The organism is Planomicrobium sp. CPCC 101110 (assembly GCF_007859395.1).
Classification (GTDB): Bacteria; Bacillota; Bacilli; order Bacillales_A; family Planococcaceae; genus Planococcus.
Window position 1 is genome coordinate 903,217 of the sequence record NZ_VOHD01000003.1, and the last position, 23,202, is coordinate 926,418.

The 23,202-nt window shown below is 41.3% G+C and carries 19 protein-coding genes; all 19 read left to right on the forward strand.

Annotated features, from left to right (window positions below; genetic code table 11):
* Positions 1-91 precede the first annotated feature (91 nt).
* The 19 genes from FQV30_RS04425 (at position 92) to FQV30_RS04515 (ending at position 22,994) form a co-directional block, all read left to right on the forward strand.
* Positions 92-1,048: a sugar kinase gene (locus FQV30_RS04425; RefSeq protein WP_146498911.1), complete on the forward strand. Its 957-nt coding sequence runs from the start codon at positions 92-94 to the stop codon at positions 1,046-1,048.
* A gap of 55 nt (positions 1,049-1,103) precedes the next feature.
* Complete coding sequence (gene uxuA, locus FQV30_RS04430; protein ID WP_146498912.1) at positions 1,104-2,180, forward strand: mannonate dehydratase; 1,077 nt, start codon at positions 1,104-1,106, stop codon at positions 2,178-2,180.
* Positions 2,177-3,013: an SDR family oxidoreductase gene (locus tag FQV30_RS04435; protein WP_146498913.1), complete on the forward strand. Its 837-nt coding sequence runs from the start codon at positions 2,177-2,179 to the stop codon at positions 3,011-3,013. The genes uxuA and FQV30_RS04435 overlap by 4 nt, the downstream gene beginning before the upstream one ends.
* Before the next feature lie 55 nt (positions 3,014-3,068).
* Positions 3,069-3,827, forward strand: a complete 759-nt coding sequence (locus tag FQV30_RS04440; RefSeq protein WP_146498914.1) for an SDR family NAD(P)-dependent oxidoreductase — start codon at positions 3,069-3,071, stop codon at positions 3,825-3,827.
* Between the two features lie 451 nt (positions 3,828-4,278).
* Positions 4,279-5,181, forward strand: a complete 903-nt coding sequence (locus FQV30_RS04445; protein ID WP_146498915.1) for an Ig-like domain-containing protein — start codon at positions 4,279-4,281, stop codon at positions 5,179-5,181.
* A gap of 607 nt (positions 5,182-5,788) precedes the next feature.
* Positions 5,789-6,694, forward strand: coding sequence for an AEC family transporter (locus tag FQV30_RS04450; protein WP_146498916.1), 906 nt, complete (start codon positions 5,789-5,791; stop codon positions 6,692-6,694).
* A 218-nt stretch (positions 6,695-6,912) separates the two neighbouring features.
* Positions 6,913-7,560, forward strand: coding sequence for an acetyltransferase (locus FQV30_RS04455; protein WP_146498917.1), 648 nt, complete (start codon positions 6,913-6,915; stop codon positions 7,558-7,560).
* Positions 7,561-7,769: 209 nt separating this feature from the next.
* On the forward strand, positions 7,770-8,759 hold the full coding sequence (locus tag FQV30_RS04460) for a GNAT family N-acetyltransferase (RefSeq protein WP_146498918.1): 990 nt from the start codon (positions 7,770-7,772) through the stop codon (positions 8,757-8,759).
* A 40-nt stretch (positions 8,760-8,799) separates the two neighbouring features.
* Positions 8,800-9,639, forward strand: a complete 840-nt coding sequence (locus FQV30_RS04465; protein WP_146498919.1) for a DUF2334 domain-containing protein — start codon at positions 8,800-8,802, stop codon at positions 9,637-9,639.
* A 459-nt stretch (positions 9,640-10,098) separates the two neighbouring features.
* Complete coding sequence (locus FQV30_RS04470; protein WP_146498920.1) at positions 10,099-11,019, forward strand: glycosyl hydrolase family 28-related protein; 921 nt, start codon at positions 10,099-10,101, stop codon at positions 11,017-11,019.
* A 703-nt stretch (positions 11,020-11,722) separates the two neighbouring features.
* Positions 11,723-13,045: a UDP-glucose dehydrogenase family protein gene (locus FQV30_RS04475; RefSeq protein ID WP_146498921.1), complete on the forward strand. Its 1,323-nt coding sequence runs from the start codon at positions 11,723-11,725 to the stop codon at positions 13,043-13,045.
* Between the two features lie 80 nt (positions 13,046-13,125).
* Positions 13,126-14,445 (forward strand): oligosaccharide flippase family protein, encoded by a 1,320-nt coding sequence (locus FQV30_RS04480; protein ID WP_186725519.1) that lies wholly within the window; start codon positions 13,126-13,128, stop codon positions 14,443-14,445.
* A complete protein-coding gene (locus tag FQV30_RS18285; RefSeq protein WP_146498923.1) occupies positions 14,423-14,926 on the forward strand; it encodes an acyltransferase in 504 nt (167 codons plus the stop codon). Before FQV30_RS04480 ends, FQV30_RS18285 begins: the two co-directional genes overlap by 23 nt.
* Before the next feature lie 96 nt (positions 14,927-15,022).
* Positions 15,023-16,081, forward strand: coding sequence for a glycosyltransferase family 4 protein (locus FQV30_RS04490; protein WP_186725520.1), 1,059 nt, complete (start codon positions 15,023-15,025; stop codon positions 16,079-16,081).
* Entirely contained in the window at positions 16,074-17,330 is a 1,257-nt protein-coding gene (locus FQV30_RS04495) for a hypothetical protein (protein ID WP_146498925.1), read from the forward strand. Before FQV30_RS04490 ends, FQV30_RS04495 begins: the two co-directional genes overlap by 8 nt.
* Before the next feature lie 21 nt (positions 17,331-17,351).
* The gene (locus FQV30_RS04500) at positions 17,352-18,485 is read left to right on the forward strand and encodes a glycosyltransferase (RefSeq protein ID WP_146498926.1); all 1,134 of its coding nucleotides are present in this window, start codon (positions 17,352-17,354) and stop codon (positions 18,483-18,485) included.
* A 26-nt stretch (positions 18,486-18,511) separates the two neighbouring features.
* Complete coding sequence (locus FQV30_RS04505) at positions 18,512-19,537, forward strand: NAD-dependent epimerase (protein ID WP_146498927.1); 1,026 nt, start codon at positions 18,512-18,514, stop codon at positions 19,535-19,537.
* 408 nt (positions 19,538-19,945) lie between these two features.
* Positions 19,946-21,073: a glycosyltransferase family 4 protein gene (locus FQV30_RS04510; RefSeq protein ID WP_146498928.1), complete on the forward strand. Its 1,128-nt coding sequence runs from the start codon at positions 19,946-19,948 to the stop codon at positions 21,071-21,073.
* Between the two features lie 538 nt (positions 21,074-21,611).
* A complete protein-coding gene (locus FQV30_RS04515; RefSeq protein WP_146498929.1) occupies positions 21,612-22,994 on the forward strand; it encodes a nucleotide sugar dehydrogenase in 1,383 nt (460 codons plus the stop codon).
* Positions 22,995-23,202 lie beyond the last annotated feature (208 nt).

Below are 23,202 nucleotides of genomic sequence, written 5' to 3' on the forward strand. Positions count from 1 at the left end.
TTTTAGAAATCGGTTGATTGAGAAAGTGCCATCCATCCGTTTTGGACTTGAATTATTGTAGGAAGATGACTGACTAAGAAAGGGAATGATTATGGAAAAAAAGTTTAAAGTATTCACATTGGGTGATGCACTCATCACATTCAACCCTTCAGAAACCGGCCCGCTCCGATATGTCTCTTCATTTAGCCGAAAGGTGGGCGGCGCGGAATTGAACTTTGCCATTGGCTGTGCCCGTTTGGGGATGGAATCAAAATGGGTTAGCCGATTGGGCGGAGACGAATTCGGCCGGGTAATTTATAACTTTGCACGCGGGGAAGGAATCGATATGTCGGAAGTGAAGATGGTGGAAGGGTACCCCACTTCGTTGAATTTTAAAGAAATCCAAGAAGACGGATCCGGAAAAACCTTCTATTATCGCCATCAATCTCCGATTTTAACTATGTGTCCTGAAGACATAACAGATGCGATGTTGGACGGGATAGATTTGGTTCACTTGACAGGGGTTTTCTTGGCGGTCGATCCAGGCAACCTGGAAATTGTAAAACAAGTGCTGAAAATCGCCCATGAGAAAAAGATCCGGATTTCCTTTGATCCGAATATCCGGCTGAAACTGTGGACACTTGAGCAGGCAAAAGCGGCCTATAAAGAAGTATTGCCTTTTGTGGATATTCTTTTGACGGGCCTAGACGAAATAGAACTGATTCACGGAGATATTTCCGATCGTGCTTTGGAAAGCTTTGCCGAATCTTTTAGGATCAGCCAGCTTGTCATAAAAGATGGAGGTAATGGCTCCCGCCTGCTTCAAGGGAACAGATGGTATTCCAAATCGGCTTTTCAAGTGAACCCGGTCGATACTGTAGGAGCAGGAGACGGATTTGATGCGGGCTATATCTATTCTGTTCTTCACGGCTATGCACCGGAAGAGGCACTGGAATTCGCTAATGGAGTTGGAGCCCTTGTAACTACGGTATCCGGGGATAATGAAGGGCTTCCTTATCTGCAAGAAGTCCTTTCGCTGGTCGGCAAAGAAAAAGTAATCGCGCGATAAGACAAGCGTACGGCAAGCATAAATAGAAAAGTGCAAAGCAAAGGAGAAAAAGCTTATGAATATGACTTTCCGCTGGTATGGCCAAGGAAATGATACGGTCACGCTTGAACACATCAAGCAAATTCCTGGCGTCAAAGGCATCGTTTGGGCACTTCACGATAAGCCCGCCGGAGAAGTATGGACGACAGAAGAGATTGGGGCAGAAATCGCTTATATCGAATCCCATGGTTTTCACGCTGATGTAGTAGAAAGTGTCAACGTCCATGAGTCGATAAAAATCGGCACTGCAGACCGCCTGCAGTATATCGACAACTATAAACAGACCATACGGAACCTTTCGGAATTTGGCGTAAAGGTGATTTGTTATAACTTCATGCCGATTTTCGACTGGACAAGAACTGAAATGTTCCATCCGCTTGAAGATGGATCAACTGCTTTGTTCTTCGAAAATGCGAAAGTGGAAAATGCCGATCCGAAAGAATTGATCCGCACGGTCAGCGAAGCATCCGATTTGACGCTGCCTGGCTGGGAACCGGATAAGCTGGCCCGTATCACGGAATTATTCGCCGCTTATGAAGAGGTGAATGAAGCGAAGCTATGGGAGAACCTGGAGTTTTTCTTGAAAGAAATTTTGCCGGTTGCAGAACAATCAGGGATCCAAATGGCTATTCATCCTGATGATCCGCCATTTTCGATTTTTGGTCTGCCGCGCATCATTACAGGGGCTGGAAGCTATGAAAAACTGATTGAAATCTCGGATTCCCCTTCAAACACATTCACTATGTGCACAGGTTCTATGGGGGCAAGCAAGTCGAATGACATGGTGGCAATTGCTGAGAAATACGCAAACCGTTCTCCGTTTGCCCATATCCGCAATGTGAAGATATACGATAATGGCGATTTCACCGAGACTTCCCATTACACGCAGGATGGTTCGATTGATATTAAGGGTGTGGTAAAGGCACTGCAGGCTCAGAAATACGGCGGCTATGTGCGGCCGGATCATGGCCGACATATCTGGGGAGAAGTCTGCCGGCCGGGATATGGGTTATATGATCGTGCTCTAGGCATTATGTATTTGCTTGGGCTTTGGGATGCTTATGAAACCAAAAGAATGGAAGGTGCCAAATGATTCCGATTCATAAAAATTTAAATGGCCGTGTAGCTGTGATTACTGGAGGCAGCGGCGTCCTTTGTTCAGAAATGGCCCGTGAGCTGGCTCGGCAAGGCATGAAAGTCGTTATCTTGAACAGAACGGCTGAAAAAGGGGAAAGCGTTGCCCAAGAAATCAGGGAAGCAGGTGGAGAAGCGATTGCCCTTGCGGCGGATGTATTGAACCGCTCGTCACTTGAAACCGCAAAATCCCATATACTTGAAAAATATAGTGGAATCGATTTATTGGTGAACGGGGCTGGTGGCAATCATCCCGATGCCATCACTGGACCCGAGCTCCACGGGGACGGTGCAGCTGGACCGTCGTTCTTTGACTTGGATGAAAAAGGGTTCTCAACCGTATTTTCAGTTAATTTTACGGGCACTTTTCTGGCATGCCAAGTTTTCGGGAGTGAATTATTGAAAAGTGCAGCTCCGGCAATCATCAATTTATCTTCGATGAGTTCTTATGCCCCATTGACTAAGGTCGTGGCTTACAGTGCTGCCAAAGCATCTATTAATAATTTCACACAATGGATGGCTGTCCATTTCGCTGAGACAAACTTACGCATCAATGCAATTGCGCCAGGGTTTTTCCTGACCACACAAAACCGGAACTTGCTGCTCGACCAAGAAGGCAACCCGACGGCACGCAGCAATAAGATACTTACAGCTACGCCGATGAAAAAATTCGGGGAGCCCGGCAACCTGCTCGGCGCGCTTTTATTTTTAGCGGATGAATCGTACTCATCTTTTGTTACGGGCACTACCCTTGCGGTGGATGGCGGCTTTATGGCTTATTCAGGAGTTTAACAAGAGCCTATACTTATGATTTATCACGGAATTCCGTTATTCAGGAGGCGTAGAGATGTTCAATCTAATTGGAAAAGTGGTATGGGTGACAGGAAGCAGCACAGGAATCGGCAGAGCCATTGCCGTTAAATTCGCGGAATGTGGCGCAAAAGTGGTTGTCCATGGCAATGCGAACAAAGTTGAAGCTGAAAAAACTTTGAAAGAAGTTTCCAGCAAAGGTGCAGACAGCCTTCTAGTCTTAGGAGACGTAACAGATAGAAGCCAAGTGGACCGGATGGTTGTTGAAATCAAAGAGGAATTCGGGCAGATCGATGTTCTGATCAATAATGCGGGAACGATGGTCAAGCGTGCAAAAGTAGAAGAAATTGAACAGGATACATTAGAAAAGATTTTTGCTATCAATTTCACTTCTGTTGTTCAAGTCACTCAAGCGGTGCTCCCTCTCATGAAAGACCGGAAAAAGGGGGTTATCGTCAATATGACTTCTATCGCAGCAAGAAATGGCGGAGGTGGAGGGGCTGTTATCTATGCTGCGGCAAAAGGGGCGGTCAGCACACTGACCCGTGGACTGGCGAAAGAATTAGCTGAGGACGGAATACGGGTCAATGGAATCGCGCCCGGAGTAATTGCCACACCTTTTCATGAGCGGTACTCGACACCGGAACTTGTTGAAAAAATGGTAGCGGCTGCTCCTCTTGGCCGAGCTGGCCAAGCAGAAGAGATTGCAGGAGCGGCACTATACTTAGCATCTGATTTATCAAGCTACGTCACTGGAGAAATCATCGAAATAAATGGCGGCGTATTAATGGATTAAAGATCAAACGTTTGAGGTGCTTGCAATGATCATTTGATGGATTGGAACTGCTTTCCTGAAATTACGGATGATAACTTCAGCGCTGATTATCGGATGTAAAGGCAGTCGCCATTGTTGAATTTCCAATGGCTTGCAGAGATTTTTACAAAATTGCCACAAGCCGCTGAAAAATGGCCAACCAATTGAGACACTCCTCACGAGCCGGGGCACCGGCTCGTGAGGAGTGTCTTTTTGTTATAAAGAATAAAAAAGTATTATTTTAACCGGTTGTTAACCTACAGAGACTAAGATGGTTCTTAATGAGAGAAAGCATTTTAATGGCACTAAACGGATTGCATGTCCAAAACCAATGAATTGAAAAAGCAGAAGAAGGCTGCGGATTTAGCGGCAGTACTGGTATTCACTGCTGAAACACTGGCAGTAATATAAAAAAACGAAAGAAGGTAAAGCGATGGAAAAAGGGACATGGTTCAAGAAGTTGTTTGTCTTGCTGCTTTTCATGTTACTGGTGTTTGGAAATACCGTTCAAGCTGCAGGAAATGGAACAACAGCGGGAAAAGCCAGTACATCAATTGAGCCGGCAGATTCAAAAGCGACAGCCGCGGCTATAGCCGTGAAGTCGGTGAAAATGAACAAATCATCGGTCACGCTCCTGAAGGGGAAAACGGTCACATTGTCTGCAAAAGTCAGTCCAAGCAATGCAACGAACAAAAGCTTGAAATGGAAAAGTTCAAATACAAAAGTGGCGAAAGTCGACAGCAAAGGAAAAGTGACGGCAGTGGGGGCAGGATCCGCCAAAATCACTGCGGCATCAAGCAACGGCAAGACGGCTGCTGCGGCCATCAAAGTTCCTTACAGCAAAAATTTGAGCGCAGGCACTTGGAAAGCGGGCACCCATCTGCCGGCAGGGCGCTATAAAATCACGACTAACTCATATGCAGGTAATTTGTTCATCACTATGAAATCGTATGACCGCTATGTAAACGAGATTCTTGCCAAGAGTCCAAAAGATGGTGTGACGGCTGTTACCACAGACATCAAAAAAGGCGATAAAATCGAAATCCTGGGTCTCGACAAAGTGCAATTCACCCAAGTGGTGTCCCGTGTGAAATCGAATACTTTGCACGCCGGCTACTGGACCGTCGGGAAAGACATAGGCGCCGGAAGATACAAAATCACCACAACGGATCGTATGGGGAACCTATTCGTAAGCAGGGGACAATCGCTGCTCGTAAATGAAATTCTTTCCGCAAAAAAGAGCGATTACTCTGTGACGAGCGTAACGACCACCCTTAAAAACGGGGATCAAATTCAGCTTTCAGGAATGAATAAGGTGATTTTCAAGAAGCAGTAACCGTGCAGGAAAAGGAAGGGGAAATTAGCAGCCTAATCACACACTTCCGCTAATTGAAACTTATCTCAATCAAATGCTGTTCTTAGAGCCAAGAAAAAATGGAGACCTTATTTGAAGTCAAATTCTTTTCTGTGCCTATCCAAAAGATTGTTTGATTTTATCGCATAAACCGCTTTTGGCTTGTTGAATGATAAGAGATGAAATCGTAGAAAGATGAAGACATAAAGGGGAGAGACTGCTGGGGGAATTTATCACCAGCTAAAAGAAAAAAGTCTTCTGCTTGTCTAGCTGGTACATTTTGTTGCCTGTAATTGGATCGTGAGTCTTGAACTGTCCAAGGGACTGGACGGAATCATCTCTACCGAACCCGAAGTGCAGGGAGAGACGAACGACCATGCGCAGATAAGTTGCATCTTGTGCACTCGGCAAAACTTTGAGGTTGAGTTTGGGGAACGAAATAGAGTCGTAAGCTCTTAGCTTCGATTGATACTGGTAGAGCTTGATTTGAGCATTTGGACAACTGGTCTTTTCATCCAATTTTCCGTACAATTAACGTTTAAGGGGAAGCGAAAGTGGCTTCCACTCGGATTACTGGATGTGAAATCAATTGGTCATCATTGAAATATTGAATGTCGTTTTGCCGGTATTCCTGCTGATGGGTGTCGGTTTTGTTGTAGGCAAGTGGATGAAGATCGATTCCAAATCGGTTTCCGACTTGTCGATTTATGTATTCAGTCCGGCCCTTTTCTTTTATTCGATATCAGCTTCCCAGATGGATATGGGCGATTTTGGGCGGATCGTCCTTTTCGCTTTTTCGTTGTTTCTGATATTTGCTTTGTTCATTTACGCTGTCGGAAAGATTTTCAAATGGGATAAAACTTATCAAAACACGCTGATGCTGGCCAGCGGATTTCCGAATGCGGGCAACTATGGGCTTCCGATTATCCTTTTTGCATACGGGGAGGAAGGAGTCGCAATCGGCATCATTTACTTGGCGATGCAATCTTTTCTGATGAATTCGGCAGGCGTTTTTTATGCTTCGAATCATGCGCACGTTCCAAAAAAGGATATTTTCCTGCAGGTCGTCCAGATGCCGGGCGTTATTGCCATTCTCCTGGCGCTGGCACTGAAAATTGCCGGCATCCCGATTCCAGCGGCGGTCGAGAATGCGACAGGACTGCTTGGCCAGGCCTCGATTCCGACGATGCTGACGCTTCTTGGTGTCACCCTAGCGTCAATCCGGATCAAGAATGTTCTCAGCTTTATCGGGACGGCTGCCGTATTCAAGTTGATTGCGCTGCCTGCCTTGGCATTTCTTTTGCTCGGGCTGATTTATCCGGCGGGTTCGCTTGAGGCGAAAGTGCTGCTCGTTGGCGCCGCTACACCGACTGCCGCGACGACGACCTTGCTCGCCATCAAATTCGGGATGAACCCGGATATGGTTTCAAGCGCTATGTTTGTCAGTACAGTTGCAAGCATCGTGACGATTCCATTATTATTATTGATGGTGTAAGGCATAGCCTCATTCATATAGCCGAAGCCAGCAGCCATATCGGTTGCTGGCTTCGGTTTTTTGTGTATTGGGGTTGATCAAAATAGCAGGAAAGTATAAAAAATGCTTGTTTGATGATAGATAGGTATTCATACACTGGTAAAACTATTAAAAGAACCATATAATTCTACCTATTAAACAGGGAAATCTTATGTGAACTGAAACCGGGAGGACTGCACGTGAACATCATATTAATAGGCGACAGCGGCCACGCGCGGGTTATCGCAGACAACATAACATCAAGCGGCAGCCGAGTAGTTGCCAGGTTGGACGATAAATATACCGAACCGTTTAAGGAAGACGGCAGCTGGATGGGTCCGGTATCTGAAGTATATTCCTTGATTGAAAAAGAAGGGGCGAAGGTTGTCATTGCCATCGGCTCGAATTCGGTAAGAAAAAAAATCGTGGAGCGTCTGGCGCTGGATGTAGAACAATACGCAACCGTCATCCATAAAGATGCAATCGTCTCTCCAAGTGCAGTGATTGGCAAAGGCACGGTCGTAATGCCGGGCGTGATTGTCAATGCAGCGGCACTGATCGGCAGCCATGTAATATTAAACACTCGTCTTGTAATTGAACATGATTGTGTCGTCGGCGATTATGCGCATGTGTCGCCGGGAGCCATGATTACAGGCGGAGTAAAAATCGGGGAAGGTGTCCATATCGGAGCCGGGACGACCGTTATTCCGTTGAAGGAGATTGGCCGGTGGAGCGTTGTCGGCGCAGGAGCCGTCGTCATTGACGATATTGAAGAACATTCAACAGCTGTGGGTATACCGGCAAAGGTTATCAAAACGGCATCAGCATCCGCAAAAGCGGTACAGTAAGACGCCATAAAAATCAGGAAGAAGTCAGTTGATGGGTTATTCAAACTCATGGGCTGGCTTTTTTATTGTGCAAAGAAAAGGACTTGCTCAACTAAATTTGAATATTCTAAAATTTTAACCCTCATTTAACCTTCATCCATTAGTATGGGTTGCAACAAGGGACATGACTGGAAAATCCATGGAGTGATTTATTGGGGGAGGAGCAGGCTATGAAAGAAATCTATTTTGATGAAAACTTTGGCCGGCTGCATGAAGCGGTGGAAGGCGGAAAGTGTGAAGTATTCGAATACCGCAGTGCTTTAGGCTCGGTCCGGCATATGTATATTAAGAGGGAAATTCCTGCAGACATAGACGGAGAGATGTATTACGACCTGGTAACGCCGTTTGCATACGGCGGCCCGGTCATTCAGGATTGCAAAGAAGACGGGGAGTGGGACTTGGTTTATGAATTTATCCAGGCGTTTGATGCATACTGCAAAGAAAACCGCATCGTCTGTGAACAGGTGCGCTTTCATCCGGTGGCAGAAAATGTGGTGGATTTTATCGGGTGCTACGAAACGGATTGGATTGGCGATACATACGGAACGAATTTAGAGGCTTTTTCGGATCCGGTCAAAGAAGAGTTTTCGGTCTCCTGCCAAAATGTGATCTGGCGGGCGCTGGAAGCGGGAGTGGAATACCGTGTCACTGCAAAACCGGATAGCATGGAAAAGTTTGCGGAGTTCTATACTAAGGCGGTGGAAGGAGGAGAACCGGACCTCGAATATTTTTTGGAGTGCGGAAATGCATTCAACGAGCAGTTGGTGCTCGTCGAAGCAATATTCAAAGAACAAGTGATCGGCATGAGCTTGAACTTCTTATCGGCCGGCGTCTTGTATACGCATCTGGGGGTGGTCCATCCGGGTTTTGCTTATTTAAGTCCAGTCCATGTCATGCGCTTTGGCCTTACGCTTTGGGGGAAAGAAAACGGTGCATCAATGATTCACGATGGCGGATGCATTGTCATGAATGGCGGGATCCATAACGCGGACTCCTTCAAGCGGCAGTTCAGTAAGCATAGCAGTTTCAAATGGTGCATCGGCCGTCGGATCTGGAACGAGGAGATATACGAAAAGTTGTGCAAGGACATGGAAATCGGGAGCGGGGCTGACAGCTTTCCGGCGTATCGTATGAATGAGAGCGGTTCTTGCGCCAGTTGATTCCATATGACTTGGAGAGATTTCTGGAAGAACAGGATGGATGCAGCAGGGTGGCACTTTCCTGAAAATCGTCTCGGCCGCAAAAATCCAATATATTTTTTCTGGAATTTATAATGTAGAACAAAAGGAGAGAAATGGAATGGGTGGAAAATATATTTTCAGATTTGATGATATCGCTCCGAATATGGACTGGGGGAACTATGAATATATAAAAAGTATATTCGATAAATATGATGTCAAACCGCTTATCGGTGTAATTCCCGACAATCAGGATCCTGAACTACAAAAGTATGCATATAGAGACGAAGATTATTTTTGGAATGAAATGAGGAAACTTCAACGGAACGGCTGGGAAATTGCATTACATGGGTATCAACATAAATATGTGACAAAAGAAGCCGGGATTTTTGGCATAAACAATAAAAGTGAATTTTCGGGGTTACCCATCGAAGTTCAAAACGAAAAAATAAAAAATGGTATGAGATTATTTAATAGCCGTGACATTAAAACTGATACTTTTATGGCTCCATCACATTCCTTGGATAGAAATACATTGCTGGTTCTGAAGGAAAATGGAATCCATACAATAACAGATGGATTTGCGCTGTATCCATACTATTATGAAGATTTGCTATTTGTACCCCAACTATTCGCAACCCAACGGAGAATGCCTTTTGGCATTTATACGTTTTGTATTCATTTCAACACGATGACCAAAGCAAGTATTACCGAAATAGAGGATTTTATTAAGTTAAATAGAGATGATATTATTACATTTTCTGAAGCAAAGGCATATGCCACGAAAAATCCGATCAATAAATTATCAGGAACATTCTTCAAGTCATCCCTATCTGTTAAACGGGGTTTGCAAAATATTTGACACGGGGACACTTATGGTTTGTCCCATGTTTTTTGTGCAATCTAAGATCATGTTTTTTACGATAGGTAAGGCTTCTGGAACAGAGTTTTCTGAGGCAATAGCAGAGCCGCCGGATTGAATCCCGGCGGCTCTTGTCTTTTGCTTTGTTGTCCATTTTTGCGCTTAGCCTGTGTAAAAAGGTCATACTAAGAGGAAATTAAGATGCTTTTCGTTTCAAATACTTCAGGAATTTAACCCGCTTTTAACCTGAAAGGACTAAAATTCAAGCTGACAATCTCTTTCTTATACAAGTAAAGGCAGAAAATCTGCTCTCCACTACTTTTATATATTTAAAGTAATCGTAACTTTGGGGTTTGAAATGGCTAAGTTCAAGTGTAAACAGACTTCCTGTTTTAATAGAAACGTTTAAGGAGAATTTTAAGGAAGCTCAAGGGATAAAATTGTGAAAGGGGACTGAATGTGATTAGCCAAAGCCAAGTTATTATCACTGTAGTTTTGATGCTTATGACAACATTTTTGTATTTCAACCAATCTTCTTTAAACAAAGAAATGGAGTCTGCCACATCAATAACGGATTTTGGAGCAAAAGGTGATGGCACTAGTGATGATACTAAACCAATTCGAGATGCAATAGAGTCCATAAGCAAAGCAGGCGGAGGAGTAGTGACCATTCCTAAAGGAACCTATATGATTGATGCAATCCAATCTGTACATCTAATGGATAATGTTACATTAGATTTTAAACCGGGATCAATATTCAAAGCCATACCGAATGATGCAAGCAACTACGCAATATTAAGCATTCACGACGTTGAAAATGTAAAAGTGACCGGGAAACCGAAGATTCAGGGAGAAAGAGCGCAGCATACCGGTGAAACTGGAGAGTGGGGTTTTGGAATAAGCATTAAAGGTGCAACTGATATTTACATTGAAAATGCAAATATAGTAGATTGCTGGGGCGATGGGATATATATAGGGCCGACCAAAAGCCAAAACTATAGTGAAAATATCGTTATAAAAGATCCTCTGCTTGAAAATAACCGAAGGCAAGGAATTTCTGTTATATCCGTTAAAAATTTAAAAATAACTGATCCCGTCATCAATAATACCAGTGGAACTGATCCGCAAAGCGGAATTGATATAGAACCTAATTCGAATACGGAGCATTTGGAAAACATAGAAATAGTTAATCTGTCTTCAAAGAATAATGAAGGCTTCGGCTTTCAAATCTACTTGGAAAACTTCGAAAACAGTAAAAACCAAGTCAGTATAACAGTTGATACATCGAAAAATATTACAGATGGAATTTCAATATCCAAAACCGATAATATCAAAGGGGAAATTAAAATCGGCGATGAACAATTCCTGCCCGACCTTTAAAGACTATAGAAATAGTAGAGTGATTTCAACCTATAGTGAACTGCACCTCCATCGTTAGACAGAACTAACAATGGAGGTGCAGTTTTTTAAGCGAAATTCGCATCTGCAGTTAAGAGCTTGATATCATGCCAGGACTTGGATGGAAAAAATATTACCAAGAAATCAAAAGTAATGGAGCAATCATTTCCAATACTATAAGAACTATAAGAAGAAAATCGCCGAGAGGCTTTTCTTGAACGTGGAGCATTATGCGACGCTGATCATGGATGCAGGTGCAAAAATTTGCGATCACGCCATTTGAACCCATCCCTTGCTATGTAATATCAACAAGATGCGACTATGGAAAACCTGCTAAGAATTAATATATGGAATGAAAGTTGAAATGCTTTTCGTCAAGCCACGGCAAACGGCTTTCGAAAGGCGTTTTTTTATTCTATAAAACAAAATTTTTTGACAGTTTAACCAGTTCTTAACCTGTAGGTACTAGTATCTATCTTAACAAGAGAAAACACTTGAAGTTTTAGCTGATTCTTAATGGAAGAGGGGTCATGGGAGTGGAAGATTAAAAAAGTTCGGCGAATTGGACTAATTGGAAAACATTCATCATTTATGGGGGCTTGAGCTTCAACTTTATATTCCTTTTTATTTCAGAAATGATATTTCAACTTTTAAATTGCTATCAAACAGTATTGGAGAGAAAAATATGACAAAAATAGCTGTAGTAGGAACTGGATATGTGGGTTTGGTATCAGGGGCAATTCTTTCGGATTTCGGGCATACGGTAACATGTGTAGATATAAACGAAGAGAAGATTCAGGATTTGATCAACGGCAAAATCCCGATTTATGAACCCGGGTTGGAATCGATTGTCCAAAAAAACACTTATTATAAACGCCTAAGTTTTACGACAGATATCAAATCTGCCGTCGAAGATAATGAAGTGATTTTCATTGCAGTCGGTACTCCTGCAGCAGAAGACGGAAGCGCAGACCTGCAATATGTTCTGCAAGTAGCAAAAAACATAGCAACTTACATGAACGGCTATAAAGTCATCGTCAATAAATCGACCGTCCCAGTAGGAACGGGGCAAAAAGTAAAAGAAATGATCCAAACTACGCTTGCGGAAAGGGAGGCCGATTTCTCTTTTGATGTAGTATCGAACCCTGAGTTTTTACGGGAAGGATCTGCTGTACGGGATTTCACCCATCCGGACCGTGTGGTTGTAGGGGCGGAAAGCGAAAAAGCACTTGAAATAATGAAAGAGGTTTACCGCGTACTGTATTTGAATGAAACCCCTTTGGTTGAAACCGATCTTGAAACATCTGAAATGATCAAGTATGCAGCTAACGCATACCTGGCAATGAAGATTACGTTTATCAACGAAGTTGCAAATGTTTGCGAGAAAGTGGGAGCCGATGTCCAGAAAGTTGCTAAAGCAATGGGGCAGGACGGCAGGATTTCTCCTAAATTCTTGAATTCGGGTCCGGGTTACGGAGGCAGCTGTTTCCCTAAAGATACGATTGCGCTGGCTCGGATTGCTGAAGAAAACGGAGAAACTATTTCTTTGATCGAAACGACCATAACAGCAAACGAAAAGCAGAAACAGAAAATGGTCGATAAAATTATCAACGGCCTCGGCGATGTAGATGGCAAAACCCTTTGCATTTTAGGGGTGACGTTCAAGCCGAATACCGACGATATGAGGGATGCTCCAGCTTTAGTCATCTTGCCTGCACTTGTAAAACTCGGCGCAAAGTTGAAAATATACGATCCAGAAGGCCGGAAAGAAGGAACGTGGCGGTTGAAAGAGATTGAGGACAGCATTGTCTGGTGTGAAACCTCATACGAAGCGATTGAAAATACCGATGCTACGGTGATCTTAACAGAATGGAACGAATTCAGGAATCTTGATTTTGATAAGGTAAGGCAAATTGGGGGAAGCAATAACTTCTTTGATTTGAGAAATATTTACAATAAAAAATCGATGATTGAAAAAGGGTTCAATTATTACGGGGTCGGAGTTTAGGAAGCAGCGAACACAAACCGATTATTATGTACTACATATATAATAATACGTTGCCTAAACGTGGTCAGAGAGGAAGAGAAATGAAAAAGCTGTTAGCGCCATACTCCAGGGTATTCAAAAATACCGGTATTTTGCTGAGTGGAAACGTAGTTTCTAAGCTCATTAATTTGTTCACTCTGTTTTTGACTGCCAGATATTTAGGAACAGGGAATTTTGGTACGCTGGTTTTCGTACAAACTTTTGTCTTGATCGTCATCACTTTTGTTTCTTTTCAGCCATGGCAGGCGATTATCAATTATGGCACTAGACTATCGCAAGAAAAGGATAAAAAAGATTTCAAACTATTGATAAGCTATGGTTTTTTTCTGGATATTCTTAGTGCCATTCTTGGGTTTATACTCAGCCTTGTTTTTCTCCAATTTTTTAGCCATTACTTTAATTTCAGTGAAGATGTCATTCTCTATAGCAGCATTTATTCAGTGGTTATTCTCTTTTATATCAACGGCACTCCAACAGCACTACTTAGGATCTATGACAAATTCAAGCTTTTTGCGTTTCAGGAAATTACCACCGCTATCATAAAAGTGATTTTAATCGCAATAACTTGTCTGCTCCAAGGGGACCTAATCCATTTTGTACTGGTTTGGGTGTTGACAGATATCATTGCCGATTGTTTACTCATGTACTTTGGCTTTAAAGAATATTCAAAGCGGGGAAATAAATTCAGTCTGTCTTTCTCTTTTAAAGAAGTTAATGAAAAATTCAAGGGGATTTGGCAGTTTGTTTGGATGACCAATCTGCAAAGGACAATTAAAATCATTCCTAATTACCTGGACATCGTAATGATTCAATTTTTGCTTGGCGCTAATACTGTCGGGATTTACAAAATTGCCAAAAGCATAGCTGCCACAGTAAATGGCCTCGCAGATCCGTTGTATCAGGCCATCTATCCGCAACTGGCAAAGTTTTGGTCGGGAGACGATAAAAACAACTTCTTCGGACTGATAAAGGTGATAGGGCTGATTATGGGGGTAATTGGAGTTGTTGGCTGGCTCGGCATCATCGTAGTCGGCGAACAGGTCATCGTTTTGGCAATGGGGCTTGAATATATCGATGCTTATAGTGTATTGGTTTGGTACTTTCTAGGTGTGATTCTTTCTATGGTGGGTTTGCCTATAGCTCCGGCAATGTTATCGATGGGATTAGTTAAACAGCATCTTTATATCGTATCGATCAGTTCGGTTTTATATTTGATTGTTCTTTACTTCTCCTTGTTGAATTTTCAATTAGCTGGCGCTGGAATTGCTTATTTCATTTTTTATGCCATCTGGCTAATTTTATACATTATTTATTTTAAAAGTGAGAGGAAGAACTTCAATGAAATCAACCAGCCCAATTAAGGAGCATTTTGCCTTCAGAAAACTCTACTACGGCCTAAGAAGAATCTATTATGGGATGAGAAAGCGTTACTATTCGATAATACTGCAGCACGAAGGGAATTTGAAAATTTTCGGAAGAGTCATTATCGCCAAACCTGAAAATATTGAAATAGGAAAAAACGTCTCTTTAAACGAAGGGGTGCATTTGAATGCAAGGGGCAAAATCAAAATAGGATCGAATGTCCATATCTCGACTTATGTTGTTATCAATACAGGTGCACTGATTCTTGATCATGACGAGAATGTTGACAGGGTCCATACAAGCCAAGAAGTCGTAATAGAAGATAATGTGTGGATCGCAACTGGAGCGATCATAAATCCTGGCGTTTCCATTGGCGAAAATTCAGTTGTCGGTGCCGGAGCAGTCGTCACTAGGGATATTCCAAGCAACAGTGTAGTTGGGGGCGTCCCTGCCAGGGTGATTAGAAAGTTAAGTTCCTGACTATTCGCTAAGACATTAGGGGAGTGAATGAGATTGAAAATATGTTATTTATCGGGATCTATAATACCTTCAAAAAATGCCAATAGCGTTCATGTTATGAAAATGTGCCAAGCTTTTGTTGAGAACGGCCACAAAGTGAATTTGTATGCCAGAAAATCAGATGAGACCATTAAGGATGTGTTCGAATACTATGGGATAACCCGGAAATTCTATGTGGTCCATAACGAATGGCCTTCTTATCGAGGTTTAGGCGGCATGCTTTATGCAAATCGAGTAAGAAAAAACATAGAAAAAGCGTCTGCTGATATTTTTTACGGAAGAGAGCTATATAGCTTGCTGGCAGTTTCGGGTCTCGGTAAACCACTCGTATACGAAGCTCACAAGCCTCCAACAACTTTATTCGGAAAAAAATTAGAAGCTATGCTATTGCGGAAGAAAAATTTCAAGCACCTCACGGTCATATCAGAAGCCTTGAAAAACGAATACTTAAGAATCTATCCCTTTTTGACGCAAGATAAAATCATAGTCGCACATGACGGAGCAGACCTCCCGAAAGAGGAGCAACTAAAAAACGATAAGCCAAAAACTAACGTACTGATGTCATCAAATGATGGATTGAACGTCGGGTATATAGGCCATCTATATCCAGGAAAAGGGATGGAAGTCATCTCAGCGTTAGCCAGTAAAATGCCGCAAGTAAATTTTCACGTTATCGGGGGAAAGGAAGAGGATCTGAAGCATTGGAAGCAGGAATGCCAAGACCTTGAAAACCTTTTCTTCTATGGATTCGTTCCGAATGGTGAATTATGCAAATATTATTCTTCCATAGACATTTTTCTGGCCCCTTATCAAAACAAGGTGGCAGCAGCTGGCGGAAAAGGCGACATCAGCAAGTGGATGTCCCCATTAAAAATATTCGAATACATGGCGTATAAGAAAACTATGGTAGCTTCCAATCTTCCCGTATTGAAAGAAGTATTGGTCCATGAAAGAAACAGCATATTATGCAATCCTACCGATATTGACGAATGGGTAGAAGCGATCTTATTATTGCAGAACAATCCGGATATACGAGAAAAAATAGCTGAACATGCTTTTGATGACTTGGCCTTGAATTTCACATGGAAATTGAGAGGGGAACGGGTGCTTGGCTAATCTAATGCTCTTCTTCATTACGTTTCTATTCATCTTCGGTTGGAAAATAACAGATTCCTTGGATATCATTTTCCTGATTTCCTGTGTGACAAGCTTTATCACATTAATCATACTTCGTCCGACATTCCCGAAGCTGATTGCTATAATAATCAGTTTGCTTTTGGTCATTAGCTTGTACTCTGGAGTTATTGTCATTTTGCATGGAGCTGCCGATGAACAAATATTTTTAAGGTCCGTAAGATCAATGATCAATTTTATTGGCGGTTTCTCTATAGCCTATCTGTATGTAAGAAAGTTTGGCGAAAAATTTTCTTTTCAAATTTCACATCATATTTTTCTATCCATTGGCCTGCATGCAGTCATTATCCTTTTGATGTATTTGAATGACACGCTAAGAAATCTGGTATACGAACTGGCTTCTACCATGAATGTAGTAAACGATACCACGCCCATTGCATTAGGCTATAGAATACCGGGTTTAACTTATGGGCTTTCTACGACTTCGGTAGTGCAGATGGTCGGTCTTTTGTTGCTTCCTTATCTTTTGCAGCATGTGAATAAAAGCGTTTGGAAGCCGGTTTATCTGTTTAGTGCAGTATTGATCGTCATTTCCATATTCCTGACTGGAAGAACTGGTTTATTGTTTTTAGTCATACTATTCCCATTAGCTATGTTATTCGGCAACAGCAAAAAAGAGAGAATGAATATAGTTCGTTCAGCTTTTAGCTTTTTGAAAATTGGAGTGGTAGGTGCTTTGCTTTATTTCTCCTTCTCTTTTTTGATTAAGTTCTTGCCTGCATATTTCCAGGAATATACCATCGCAAAAGCAGGTGAAGTTACACAGTTTTTCACCAACTCAGGGAACACAGAAACCACTGTTGCCATAAAAAGCATGTATTTCTTGCCGACAGATGCATTGACTTTTATGTTTGGATCCTCGAATTCAGGCAGGGGGGACTTGGGGTATATCCCTTCAGATGTCGGGTTTATCTTGCTGATCTTTTCAATTGGAATTATTGGATTGATAATCATGCTGAGTGTGTATCTACTATCAATGAATATCGCTTTAAAAACATATTTTTTGGATAAGAAAATCGCAGTAGTCACTTTGCTGGTTTTGCTATCTTCTCTGATGTTGAACTTTAAGGAAGTTGCCCTATTCACCAGAAATCAATGGTCTATTCAATCCCTATTGATTTGTACGTGTATCTATATCGTGTATATGCAGCGTGAATGGAAAAAAAGTTAAATTCTTAAAGAAATGCACTAAGTGATTTTAAAAGGAGTGTTTTTTATTAAAATCCTTCATTTGATACCCAGCCTCACCAGCGGCGGAGCAGAAGCGATGTTGACAAAACTTATCACCAACAACAAAGATCCCAATGCCACGATGGTTGTTGTCACTCTTTTGAATGCTAATTACTTTTACGATGCAATAGCGAATACCGGAACCAAGGTATACAGGCTGAATATCGATCAAGGCAGGCTTAGTTCGCTTCGTATTTTCGAATTATTTAAGATTATAAAACGGGAAAAACCGGATGTTATACAAACCTGGATGTACCATTGTGATTTGTTTGGCATCCTATTGAAGATGGTGTTTCCGAAAGTAAAGCTTGTATGGAATATTAGGCACAGCCATCTTGTAAAAGGAGCCGATAAAGGGACAACAATTCTTGTAGCCCGCATCTTAAGCCTACTGAGCTTTATGCCAGATAAAATAATCTGCGGCTCTACTGCCGCCCAACAATATCATACTGAACTGGGCTATAGAAAAAACAAAACACTTGTAATACCGAATGGATTTGATACCGATATTTTTGCGCCGAACAACCAAGTGAAAAATGACATAAAAAGAGAATTGAAAATTCCTGAGGATCATTTGGTCATTGGCCACGTGGGCAGAGCAAAAAAAATAAAAAACCAGATTGATTTAATAAAAGCTTTTGCTGAAATTTCAAAAGTCCATAAAAACGTAACGTTGGTGCTGTTAGGAAAAGGGATGGTAGAAGAATACAAAACCCATGAACTGATCGTGAATAATCCGAACATCAGGTTATTAGAAGAAACTCCTAACGTAGCCCGATATTTAAAAGCATTCGATCTGTTTGTACTTCCATCTTTAAGCGAAGGGTTTCCAAATGTAATAGGCGAAGCAATGGCTAGTGGCGTTGCTTGCATATCTACAGAAGTTGGGGACAGCCCACAAATTATCGGCAATTACGAATTTATTGCTAAAAGAAATTCACTTGATGATTTGCGTGAAAAAATCAACTACTGGCTGGAACTGGAAGAAGAGAAAAAAGAAGAACTGAAAGTTTCTTCTAGAAAAAGAATTTTAGAGTTGTACTCTATAGAAAAAATAGTGCAATTGTATGTAAGTTTGTATAGAAAAGTCGCTTAAAAACTTAAAAAACGAGGGGTAATTACATGAAGATTTTAATAACAGGCGCAGCTGGATTTATTGGATCGCATTTATCAAGAAAATTGTTGGATCAAAACCATTCTATCGTTGGAATCGATAATCTCAATTCTTATTATTCGGTAGCTTTGAAAGAATCACGCTTAGAAAGGTTAACGCATGAGAATTTTAAGTTTTACGAAGAAAGCCTCGAGAGTCGTGAAGCGATAACAGCAATATTCGAGCAGGAAAAACCGGAAGTTGTGGTAAATTTAGCGGCACAAGCAGGGGTCAGATACAGTTTGGAAAATCCTCATGCGTATATCGAATCCAATATCGTTGGATTTATCAACATTTTAGAAGCATGCCGCCATAACCAGATTCAGCAATTGATTTATGCTTCTTCAAGTTCCGTATACGGCGCAAATACATCTTTGCCATTTTCAGTGCATGATAACATTGACCATCCGCTAAGCCTGTATGCTGCTACAAAAAAAGCCAATGAATTGATGGCCCATACTTATAGCAGCCTTTATAATATCCCGACGACAGGCTTAAGGTTTTTCACCGTGTATGGTCCTTGGGGAAGACCGGATATGGCCCTGTTCATGTTCACTAAAAATATTATTGAAGGAAAACCGATCAATGTTTTCAATAATGGTGAAATGATGCGTGACTTTACATACGTGGATGACATTGTTGAGTCAATTGCGCGTTTAGTCGAAAAGCCGGCACAGCCGAATCCGAATTGGACAGGCGCCACTCCTGATCCTGGCACGAGCTATGCCCCTTACAAGATCTACAATATTGGAAATAACAATCCGGTCAATTTGATGGATTTTATCGAAGCAATCGAAGAAAAGGTCGGGAAGAAAGCGATCAAAAACTATATGCCGCTGCAAGCTGGGGATGTGCCGGATACTTATGCAGATGTTGCAGATTTATATCGGGATATTGATTTCCAGCCGCAGACAAATATCAAAGACGGCGTAAGCAAGTTCGTCGACTGGTATGTTGAGTACTATGAAGTGAAATTAGAAGGGTCAGAAAAATAGCAATAGGCGGACTAAGGCTGGGTGGGAACTGGCGTAAGCTGCCATTGTTTTCCCTTCACATGCCTAAGCGCTGAGTGGTACCGGCTATATGATTGGGGCAAGTCCTGCCCTAGTCAATAAGCATGGCCCATCAGACTGAAAAGTGGTTTCTGGTCAAGTATGGATAGTTCTTAAAATAGTCAGCAATATGCAAATCCAGCTGTGTTAAAAAAATTTCGTATATATAGCTATAGACGTTAAACGGAGCACTGGCATATCAGTTATTATCTGAATATTGTAAAAACTATTCATGATTCTGTTGCTGAGATTTCCTAAAGTAGCGGGGTCTGAACGCTTTTCTTTCCTGCCACAAATGTTAAGTAAACTAATCGTTTTATCATTAGGTTTTATAAAGGAGGAAGATTTACAGTGCCCAAAATACTAATAATAGCCAATCATGATTATGGTTTATATAAATTCAGGAAAGAACTGCTTCAAGAGCTTTTGAAAACCAATGAAGTATATATTTCATTGCCGATGGGTGATTTCATACCTGAATTGTGTGATTGGGGATGTGAATTTATAGAAACACCGATTGATAGAAGAGGAGTAAACCCGTTTAAAGATATCAAACTGTTGATGGGTTACATGAAAATAATGCAAGAACTCAAACCGGATGTAGTTTTGTCTTACACCATCAAACCGAATATCTATGGTGGATTGGTCAGCAAATTTAATGATATTCCGTTTATCGCAAACATTACAGGGTTAGGATCTGCCGTAGAAAATGAAGGGATTTTGCAAAAAATTACGTTAATCCTATATAAAATATCGTTCAAAAAAGCGCGTTATGTTTTTTTTCAGAACCAGGAAAACCAAGAGTTCTTTGAAAGAAGTAAATTGACGCCAGCCAAAAAGGTTCTGATACCAGGCTCAGGAGTCAACTTAACAGAGTACGCTTTATTGGATTATAAAAAGACCGAAAAAATGCACTTTCTGTTTATTTCCCGAATCATGAAGGAAAAAGGGATAGATCAATATTTAGAAGCTGCACAGTTTATTCGAAATAAGTATCCAGATACGGTATTCCATATCCTCGGTTCTTATGAAGAAGAAGAATACGAGGGCAAACTGAGAGAGTTTCAAGAAAAAGGAATTATTGAATACCATGGATCGCAGAAAAGCATAAAAAAATTCCTTGAAATGTCCCACTGCACCGTACATCCCACTTACTATGCAGAAGGGATGTCGAATGTATTGCTGGAAAGCGCAGCGAGCGGGAGACCTATCATTACGACCAATAGAAGCGGATGCAAAGAAATAGTCGATGATGGAGTAAATGGCTTTCTTGTTGAAGAGAAAAATAGCCAGGATCTGATCGAAAAAATAGAGAAATTCATCAACCTGAGCGATGAAGCCAAAAAGAATATGGGGATTTCAGGAAGAAAGAAAGTCGAAGCAGAATTCGACAGAAATATTGTATTAGATGCATACCTAAATAAGATAAACGAGTGCTACGAAACAAAATCCAGTTTAGCAGGAGCTTATACTGAGTAGAAATGCTTTAATTGGCAGCTTAGTAAAAACGGCGGTGCAGTCTGGGCTGCAATGAGATGATTCCGATATTGAACCGGAATCATCTTTTGTGTTCTGTAACTGCTTCGTCTCCTCCAAGATCTGCCAATGAAGGAACCAATTGAACACCTTATAGGGATCTCTAAAATTCCTGTAATGTGTTTTTTAATGAAGAAATATTCTAATAATTTAACCGACTTTTAACCTTTAAAGACTAGTATTACCTTAACAAGGGAACAAGCTAAAGTTTTTACAAAGTAACTTCTTGAAGCAAAGAGGCTATTGATTCGAATGTTATTTATTTTGATGAAAATCTAGCTACTGCACGAAAAGTATTAAAGTTCTTAATTCTTTAGGAAAATTGCAACACAAGAAATAGGAAAAGTTTATGCGATCAGTTATAAGCTCCCATAGTTATCTAGCCCTTGTTTTATTGGAATGTGAAAAAGAAAAATCATCAAGATAATTAATGCTTAATTGGGTTGTCTGGAGTACTTAATTTAAAATTGGGGGAAATAATATGTGCCTTTATGAGAAAATTGTTGATCGTGAAGAAAAAGTATCAATCGTCGGTTTGGGGTATGTTGGGATGCCAATTGCAGTTGCATTTGCAAAAAAAATAGACGTAATTGGATTTGATGTCAATAAAGAAAAGGTTGAACTGTATAAAAATGGAATTGACCCTACGAAAGAGGTAGGAAATGAAGTGATCAAGAACACATCGATTGATTTTACTTCGGACGAAGCAAAGCTGAGGGAAGCGAAATTCCATATCGTTGCAGTGCCTACACCGGTTAAAGGAGACCGGACGCCCGATTTGACGCCTATAGAATCGGCAAGCCGTACTTTAGGCAGAAACTTGACTAAAGGTTCCATTGTCGTTTTTGAATCTACAGTTTATCCGGGAGTCACAGAAGATATTTGTGTGCCTATTTTGGAAAAAGAGTCAGGATTGAAATGTGGCGTGCACTTCAAAGTCGGCTATTCACCAGAAAGAATCAACCCTGGCGATAAGGTACATAGACTGGAAACTATTATTAAGGTTGTAGCGGGACAAGACGAAGAAACATTGGACATTGCTGCAAAAGTATACGAATTGGTTGTTGAAGCTGGGGTATATAAAGCGGCGAGCATCAAAGTGGCAGAAGCCGCAAAGGTCATAGAAAATTCGCAGCGCGATATCAATATCGCCTTCATGAATGAATTGTCTATCATCTTCAACAAAATGGGGATAGATACAAATGCAGTCCTTGAAACAGCAAAAACCAAATGGAATTTCCTTAACTTTTCTCCGGGTCTTGTAGGGGGCCATTGCATAGGGGTCGATCCATACTATCTGACATACAAAGCAGAGCAGATGGGCTACCATTCCCAGATCATCTTATCAGGAAGAAAAATAAATGATGATATGGGTAAATACGTAGCGGAAAATACCGTGAAAAATATGATCAAGGTAAACAAGCAGATAAACGGTGCAAAAGTGGCCATCTTCGGTGTAACGTTCAAAGAGAACTGCCCGGACGTCCGAAACACCAAAGTAGTCGATGTGATCAACGAGTTGGAACAGTATGGAGTTGAAGTCAAGATTGTCGATCCTTCCGCCGACCCGGAAGATCTATGGAATGAGTATAGGTTGACTCTTAGCACCCCGGAAGAAATAACTGGCGTTGATGCAGTTATTTTCGCAGTACCCCATGAAGAGTTCAAATCGATCAAGCTTGAAGATGTGAAAGCTATGTTCAAACACAAGGAACTTGTAAACATAGGAGCTCACCATGAGCCATTTACAGCTGTGGACTTCGGTGTTGAAGTAGACAACAAAGATTGCGTTTTGGTGGATATTAAAGGAATGTTCGATAGAAATCAAGCTGAAGATGCGGGCTTTTTATACTGGAGATTATAAAAATGAACGGTCTTAATAATGTTTCAACCGGCACCAATCAAGTGTAGAAGAATTTTAATTTTAAATTTATCATATGAATTATAATGAATGCGCGAAATATTTATAAGGTCGTCAAGATGGAAATATGAAATAATTTTATAAGAGAATAGATAACCCGTACAGAGATAGAAGAAATAGAGAAGGAACTAAACGCTCTTTCATAAGAGAA